The following is a 7335-nucleotide window of genomic DNA, read 5'->3' as shown; positions in this document are numbered from 1 at the left end:
GCTGGGCGAGGATTAATCGGAATGCTGGGCGACAATTAATCGGAACAGGTGGGCGGCATCATCCTGGAATAGGTGGGCGGCTTGCTCCGGAATCAGCAGCCAGGGTGTTGCTGCGAGCTCCGTCCCTAAATCCCGCCCGATTACGGCGGCCGATAGCCCGACCGCTGCGGTATCCTTCACGACTTCTTCGATCTCTTTTCGCATGGCAGTGGCCCGATGTTCGATGGCCCGGCGCTGCCGGGCCGGTCGGGATAAAATACCGAGCGAGAGGGCTTAGTTCCCTAAAGAGTACGCGCCGGGCCGAAGCAGCGATAAGCGGTTTTGGTTTCATGGCACGGTATCACGCCGACCCAGCCCACCGGCCAATCGGAGACGCCATCTCCGGTGAATAATAAAGGCGTGCCCCCAGTCTCAGGCCTCCTATGAACCGCTGCTCGAACGACCAGCTCGCCAGCCGTATAGTGCAGGGCACGCAATGATTCGAGGCGAACTATAAGCATCGCACGGCCGCGCAACGTCACACACCCACCCGGCGTTTCCCATCCTGCTCGCCAAGCCTTTCGCACTCTGCATGGCTGGGCTCTCGGTGCGCTGGTTTGATCAAGGGGCGGTGGTCGAATGTGAGGATCATGGGCACCGGCTTGACCGGGCTGATCCCGACACCTGGAACCGCGCCCGGGGGGAGGCTTGGGAAACCCTTTCCCGGGCGCCACTCCCGATGCTTGCATCGCTGAGATGGATGTCATCAGTAACGGGCTCGGCGACACTTGCCCGGACTGCTGATCTGTTATTCTAACTCCCCTTCTCCCTGCTGGGCTCTATATTGAGGCTCACAGTTGGAGTTTTGAGTTCGTGGCACTAATTGGAAGAGTTCTGAGGCTGTCCCTCGTGACTTGTCCGATTGCGTTGTTTCTGGCGACGTCGGAGTCAGAGAAGGTCGTCTTCAATCCGATCAACAAGAGAACCGGCTGCCGAAAATGGCGAGGAAGTTGCGAACAAAGTCATCGTCAAGGGCAATAAGGTTGATACTGACAGCTATCTCGAAATCACTAAGGACGAGCTAGCGAACATTGCTCTTGATTCCACCCGGACCATCGACATCGATCAATTTGTGCCACGCATTGAGATCGATGGTCTTTACATCGTTAGGCCGTATTATCTGGTGCCAGATAGTAAGGCCGGCCACGATGCTTACGCCGTGATCCGCGATACCATCAAGGCGACCGCCAGGCGCGCTTCGCCGAAGCCTGAAACCGACCGCTCGACCGAAGGCACGAAGAGGCGTTCCAAGAAGAATTCGGCCAAAAAGCGACGCAAGGCAAGCTGACCTCTCTATTTTACCGGCTCAATTAGCCCGCCCTGCCCGCCACTGATATTCCGAACAACCTATCGTCTGTTCCTCATTGGGAGGCCCGCCGCACGGGCGTAATATAACTGTACCATCTCAGAGGATGTGTCGTGAGCGTGATGAAACGGAATAATGTGAGCATTCGCGGATCAGCCGATCGAACTATGATCTTTGCCCATGGATTTGGCTGTGACCAAAATATGTGGAGGTTTGTCGAACTCGCCTTTGCAAGGGAATTCAAAACCGTGCTTTTTGACCATGTCGGGGCCGGAGCATCTGACCTAACAGCGTACGACAAAGCCAAATATTCGACCTTGGCTGGCTATGCCGACGATGTCGTCGAAATAGGACGCGAGCTTGGTCTGAAAGATGCGGTTTTCGTGGGCCATTCGGTCAGCAGCATGATCGGCGCTCTCGCGGCACAAAAGGCGCCTGGAATGTTCGGCAAGTTAGTGATGGTTGGTCCTTCGGCGCGCTACATCGACGATGGCGACTATGTCGGCGGCTTTAGCCAAAAGCAGATCGAGGAGCTCCTTGAGTTTTTGGAAACTAACCATATGGGATGGTCGATATAGATGGCTCCCGCGATCATGGGTAATCCCGACCGGCCCGAACTTGGCGAGGAATTGATCAACAGCTTTTGTCGGACGGACCCGGAAATTGCCAAGTCATTCGCTCGCGTAACGTTCATGGCTGACAACCGAGCAGACCTCGCGAAGATTGCGGTTCCGACGCTGATACTTCAATGCAGTGAAGACGTCATCGCTTCGAGAGAAGTAGGCGAATACGTCCATCGCGAAATTCCTCGGAGCAAGATTGTATTCTTGGATGCGACGGGACATTGCCCTAATCTCAGCGCGCCCGATGAAGTCATCGCGGCAATAAGACTGTTTGTCTGAGCTGGCCGTGGGTACTCCCTGGACCGACGATTTCGAAGACGCGTTCGAGAATGCACCGTGCGGCTACATCATTCTCCTGCCGAACGGTCGCGTTGCACGGGTCAATAAGACTCTTCTCGAATGGACGGGCCATTCTGCTGATGAGATGCTCAATAAAAGGTTCAGCGACTTTCTGAACATGGCAGGCCGGATCTATTTTGAAACCCACATCGCACCGCTGCTCCGGCTGCAGGGCTTCTTCAACGAGTTTGCAATTGACATGGTCACGGCTGACGGGAAGCCGTTGCAAATGATTGCCAATGCCAACGAAAGCCGAAATGAGGCGGGCAAAGCATTTTTTATGCGACTTGCGCTGATCAAGGCGACTGATCGACGCCGTTATGAGCGTAATCTCTTAGAGGCTCGCGAGGTCGCAAAGACGGACTTGGCAAGCGAACGGGAAAGTTCTGCGTTGCGGGAGCAGTTTATCGCAGTGCTTGGCCACGATCTGCGCAACCCGTTGGCGTCAATCAGTGCCGGAGCACGGCTGCTGGGGCGCGGAGCAAAAACAGATAAAGAGCATCAGATCATAGCGATGCTCGAAACCACCGTGCTTCGTATGGCGGGATTGATCGACAACGTCCTGGATTTCGCGCGGGGACAACTGGGCGGCGGTATCACGCTGGATCGAGATAGTGCCGGCCCGCTTGAGCCAGTCCTGCATCAAGTGGTTGATGAACTTCGGCTGTCGTCGCCAGGCCGTCGAATAGAGGCAGAATTTGCGATTGACGTTCCAGTGGACTGCGACAGATCTCGAATAGGACAGCTTGTTTCCAATCTCATCGGAAACGCACTTTGTCATGGAGCCTCTGATAAGCCGGTATGCATTCGCGCGACAACAGAAGATGGTTTCTTTAAATTATCTGTCGCAAACGGCGGCGAACCCATCCCCGAAGCTGCGCTCGACAAATTATTTGAACCCATTCTTCCGTGGAAAGACGAGGCCCAGCCGGCAGGGCCTTGGCTTAGGCCTTCATATTGCCTCGCAAATCGCAAAGGCTCATGAAGGGACACTTACGGCCACCTCAACAAGTGAGGAAACCCGCTTTACCTTCCTTATGCCGCTGCAATCACACTCGTAGCCCCCTATGTGCTGGTGTGGACGGCCTCTCATCCCCACGGTTTTATGGCGCTCTCGGCGTCAGAAATGAGAGGAAAGTCTAGTGAATATTCCCGTTCGTATCGGCATGGATACTTCGAAGTCGGTGTTCCAGCTTCCCGGTGTTGATGAGAATGAGGTAGTGGTCGTCCGTCGCCAGTTTCGGCGAGCCGAGATGATCCGCTACTTCGAGCGGCTTCCGCCAGTTCTCGTCGCCATAGAGTCTTGCGGCAGCTCGCACCATTGGGGTCGCCTGCTGCAGTTGTTTGGACACGAGGTAAAGCTAATCCCGCCTCAATATGTGAAAGCCTACGTGAAGCGTGGCAAGAACGACGCGGCCGACGCCGAGGCGCTGTGCGAGGCGGTCACTCGACCGAGCATGCGGTTCGTACCGGTGAAATCGAAGGAACGGCAGGCGGCCTGCATGTTGATGACCGTGCGGGAACGCCTGGTCAGCGTGAAGTCGCAGCTCTCCAATGCTTTCAGGAGCTATGCCGCTGAGTTTGGTATCGTCGGCCCCGCCGGCCGGCAGAACGTCGCGGCACTCATCAAACGCGTGCTCGAAGACGATAGCCTTCCGGAAATGGCGCGGGATCTATTCCGCCTTCAGGCAGACGAGTATGCCGCGGTTCAAGCTCGCCTGGCGAAGATCGAAGCCATGCTAATGAAGTGGCATCGCGAGGATGACACCAGCAGGCGTATTGCGACAATTCCCGGCATCGGTCCGATTGGGTCGTCGATGCTCAGCATGAAGGCTCCGCCGCCTGAGACGTTCAGAGCGGGACGCGACTTTGCGGCATGGCTCGGACTGACGCCCAAGGATCATTCAAGCGGCGGTCGGCAAAGACTCGGCGGCATCACCAAGGAGATTCTGCACTGCGATCGACGTTGATCGTCGGTGCGACCGCGCTGCTGAGGCATGTCCGAAAGGGTCGCCATAAGCCCATACCGTGGCTCGCTTCGCTGCTGGAGCGAAAGCCACCGAAGTTGGTCGCGGTGGCCTTGGCCAACAAGTTTGCCGCATCGCTTGGCGCTTGATGATATCGGGCGGCGTGTACAACCGGCCGGTAGTCGCCATACCCACTTGATCTGAAATCGGCCCGCGAGCAAGGTTGCTCGGCGGATTGCCCACGAACTTGCAGGACGCAGTAGATGGAAGGACCGATCGGTCGATACGCGCGAGCTTCCGAAGATTACACTGGCACCACGAGTGTCGCCCATGTGCTTGGAGCGTGCGTAGCGAACACCATCTCGGCCAGCGGACTTTGTCCGCGCAAACAGGCCGGACATTTGATAGCAAGCGATCTGGCCAGAAGTCTGCTACAATTCTGACAAGTGGGGGGCCGTCCACATCTGCAATCTCTATTCGATGACGAAGTACGTGGATGCGATCCGACGGCTGTTCGGGGCGATGAATAGCCAGGTTGGTGCGCGCTTTTCCAATTCTTCACCGCACGCGTTTCCCAACCTACAATGACGAACTGGACGTGAAGGACGTCACATGACCCGGCGGATCGTCACACCTCCATCGCGGTGCCCCTACCTTGTAAACCCGGTGAACCGCAAGCCGCTCTCCATTTCTGACGAGGCAAGTGGCGCTTTAAACGAAGGCTCTTGAAAGCTTGGCTTTGACATCCATATACCATCCATACAGATGGCATATGGCAGATCAAATTTATGACCGGCATTGTTCGAGAACTGCGACCCAAGCCGCCCGATACAGAAAAGATCACTATCAATCTCGGCTATGTCGACCTGGGCCACGTCGATTTAATGGTTGCGGAGGGGTTCTACTCGAACCGCTCCGATTTCATCCGGACTGCGATCCGGAACCAGCTCGAACGTCATGCCGAGGTCGTAAAGCAATCAACGGCCCGAAAGAGCTTGGACCTCGGTCTGCGCAATTACAGCCGCCAGGACCTGGAGGCGGTGCAGCGAAGTGGCGAGATGCTCCACATCAACGTTTTGGGCCTTGCCAGCATTTCGCAAGACGTCACACCTGAGCTTGCTCGCGCGACCATATCCTCCGTTTGCGTGCTGGGCGCATTGCATGCCAGCCCGGCGGTCAGAGCCGCTCTTTCCGACAGAACAAGGTGAAAGAGATGCTGAACCTGGACGTCATTCGGCAGGCGACTCGCCTCACGCGCGCGGGTCAATTGGTTGAGGCGACCGTGCTCCTTCAGAGCATGCTTCGCGGTGATAGTGTGCCCGACGCACCATCACGTCGCGAGGAGCGCCTCGCTCTTGATGGCCGCGAACCGCTCACCATTGATGCGAATGCTAATGCTATTCAGAGGACGGATAGTCCTCAGCAATCGAACCCGGCCACCGCACATCCGCGCATGCTCCGCGCGTCACTAGATCGCAAAATTGGGCACGCTGGGATCGGATTGCGAGGCGTGATGAAGCGCGCACCGTTGTCCAAACCGGACATCGTGCCGGATGGCGCCCGGTTCATCGAAGGTACGTACAGCAACCCGGCGGGGAGCCGCGCCTACAAGCTCTTCATCCCGAGCCGCTATCAGGAGCGACCGCTTCCATTAGTCGTCATGCTTCACGGCTGTACCCAGTCGCCGGATGATTTCGCTGCAGGCACGAGGATGAACTTTATCGCCGAGGAACAAAACTGCTTCGTAGTCTATCCTGCCCAGCCCAGCCGAGCCAATCCTGCGAAATGCTGGAACTGGTTTCGCACTGCCGATCAGCAGCGAGGCAGTGGTGAACCCGCGCTTATCGCGGGCATCACTCGGCAAATCATGGAGAGCTATTTGGTCGATCGAAAGCGCGTCTACGTTGCCGGGCTGTCAGCCGGGGCGGCCGCTGCTGCCATCATGGGAGCAACATACAGCGATCTGTACGCGGCAATCGGTATACATTCTGGCCTCGCGTGCGGAGTGGCCACTGACCTGCCTACAGCGCTCGCTGCTATGAAACAAGGTGGCCCGCCCGATCACAAGACAACCTTGGGTGACCGACAACCGGTCCCCACTATTGTCTTTCACGGTGATCGCGACATGACCGTGCACCCAAACAACGGCGGTCAGATTCTTGAGCAGTCGGTGAGCACGATGGCCACACAAAAGAAAGTTCATCGCGGGCACGTGCCCGGCGGACATACCTATACCCGGACGGTCCTGAGCGACGCGAGCGGCCGCAAAATGTTGGAACACTGGAGTATCCACGGTGCCGGACATGCCTGGTCCGGAGGCAGCCCTGCAGGCTCCTACACCGATCCTGCAGGGCCGGACGCTACACGGGAAATGCTTCGTTTTTTCTTCGAGCATTCGCTCAAAGCGGAATAAGTCGCATTAATTGCGTCCGCCTCGTGCTGGTTTTCACGGCAAGTAGAGCCACGGCCGGAAGGCGCTTTCAGCGAGCACTCTCCATCGGTTTGCGATCCTCTGATAAACGCTACTCGCGATGGCATGTTTAGTGCGTCCGATTGGCGAGCAAAAACGCCAGCGCAGCAGACGCACTTCGCACCTGGGATCTAACGGGCACCGAACATGTAAGGCCGAAGCCGACATTGGGGCACCGACGCGGGCGGTTGCACCGCAGAAAACAAACATCGCCGCCCGCGGTATGAACTCTCCGCCGTGATCGCCGCAGAGGAAGCCGCCAGGCCACATTCAAGGACGAAGCTAGCGCAGGCATGTCGGCGACTGCCGGAACGGGATTGATGGCGAGCAAAGAAGCGAGCTCGAAGTTTTCAAGCTGCCCATGCCAACAGCGAAATTCCCCAGCACAGTGCACTCAATGAGACGCGCTCATTCGCCGGGCTGGTTCGTGCGAGATGGAAGGAGACCCTGCCGGCGTGAACCCCAAACGTGACCGTGAAACGACCTAATGGTGCAGATAGCGGAAGTCGGACATTGCCCCATGTCCGAAAAATTGGCGCTCCTAACCCCGCGATCGGGCTTTTACTGCGCCGCCCGTCTTCTCAATCTTCT

At 57.2% G+C, this 7335-nt stretch carries 3 protein-coding genes and 4 pseudogenes; 6 read left to right on the top strand and 1 reads right to left on the bottom strand.

The features are described from left to right. Positions 1-12 precede the first annotated feature (12 nt). A complete protein-coding gene (locus B2M20_RS17530; protein WP_079448313.1) occupies positions 13-204 on the bottom strand; it encodes a hypothetical protein in 192 nt (63 codons plus the stop codon). Between the two features lie 648 nt (positions 205-852). Between B2M20_RS17530 and B2M20_RS17525 the strand changes: the two are divergent. From B2M20_RS17525 to B2M20_RS17500, 6 genes and pseudogenes are all read left to right on the top strand, one after another. Further along, positions 853-1222, top strand: a pseudogene (locus B2M20_RS17525) (Ku protein); the annotation flags it as partial. A gap of 236 nt (positions 1223-1458) precedes the next feature. Then, positions 1459-2247: pseudogene (locus B2M20_RS17520) on the top strand (alpha/beta fold hydrolase). A 1-nt stretch (position 2248) separates the two neighbouring features. Continuing rightward, a pseudogene (locus B2M20_RS17515) lies at positions 2249-3368 on the top strand (PAS domain-containing sensor histidine kinase). A gap of 105 nt (positions 3369-3473) precedes the next feature. Then, a pseudogene (locus B2M20_RS17510) lies at positions 3474-4473 on the top strand (IS110 family RNA-guided transposase). 589 nt (positions 4474-5062) lie between these two features. After that, positions 5063-5482, top strand: coding sequence for a CopG family transcriptional regulator (locus B2M20_RS17505; RefSeq protein WP_079448312.1), 420 nt, complete (start codon positions 5063-5065; stop codon positions 5480-5482). Between the two features lie 5 nt (positions 5483-5487). Beyond that, positions 5488-6687 (top strand): extracellular catalytic domain type 1 short-chain-length polyhydroxyalkanoate depolymerase, encoded by a 1200-nt coding sequence (locus B2M20_RS17500; RefSeq protein WP_079448315.1) that lies wholly within the window; start codon positions 5488-5490, stop codon positions 6685-6687. Positions 6688-7335 lie beyond the last annotated feature (648 nt).

Origin of the sequence: Nitrobacter vulgaris (assembly GCF_002028545.1) — a bacterium.
GTDB lineage: Bacteria > Pseudomonadota > Alphaproteobacteria > Rhizobiales > Xanthobacteraceae > Nitrobacter > Nitrobacter vulgaris.
The sequence above is the reverse complement of the archived record's forward strand: the minus strand, read 5'-3'. Positions and strand labels throughout refer to the sequence as shown.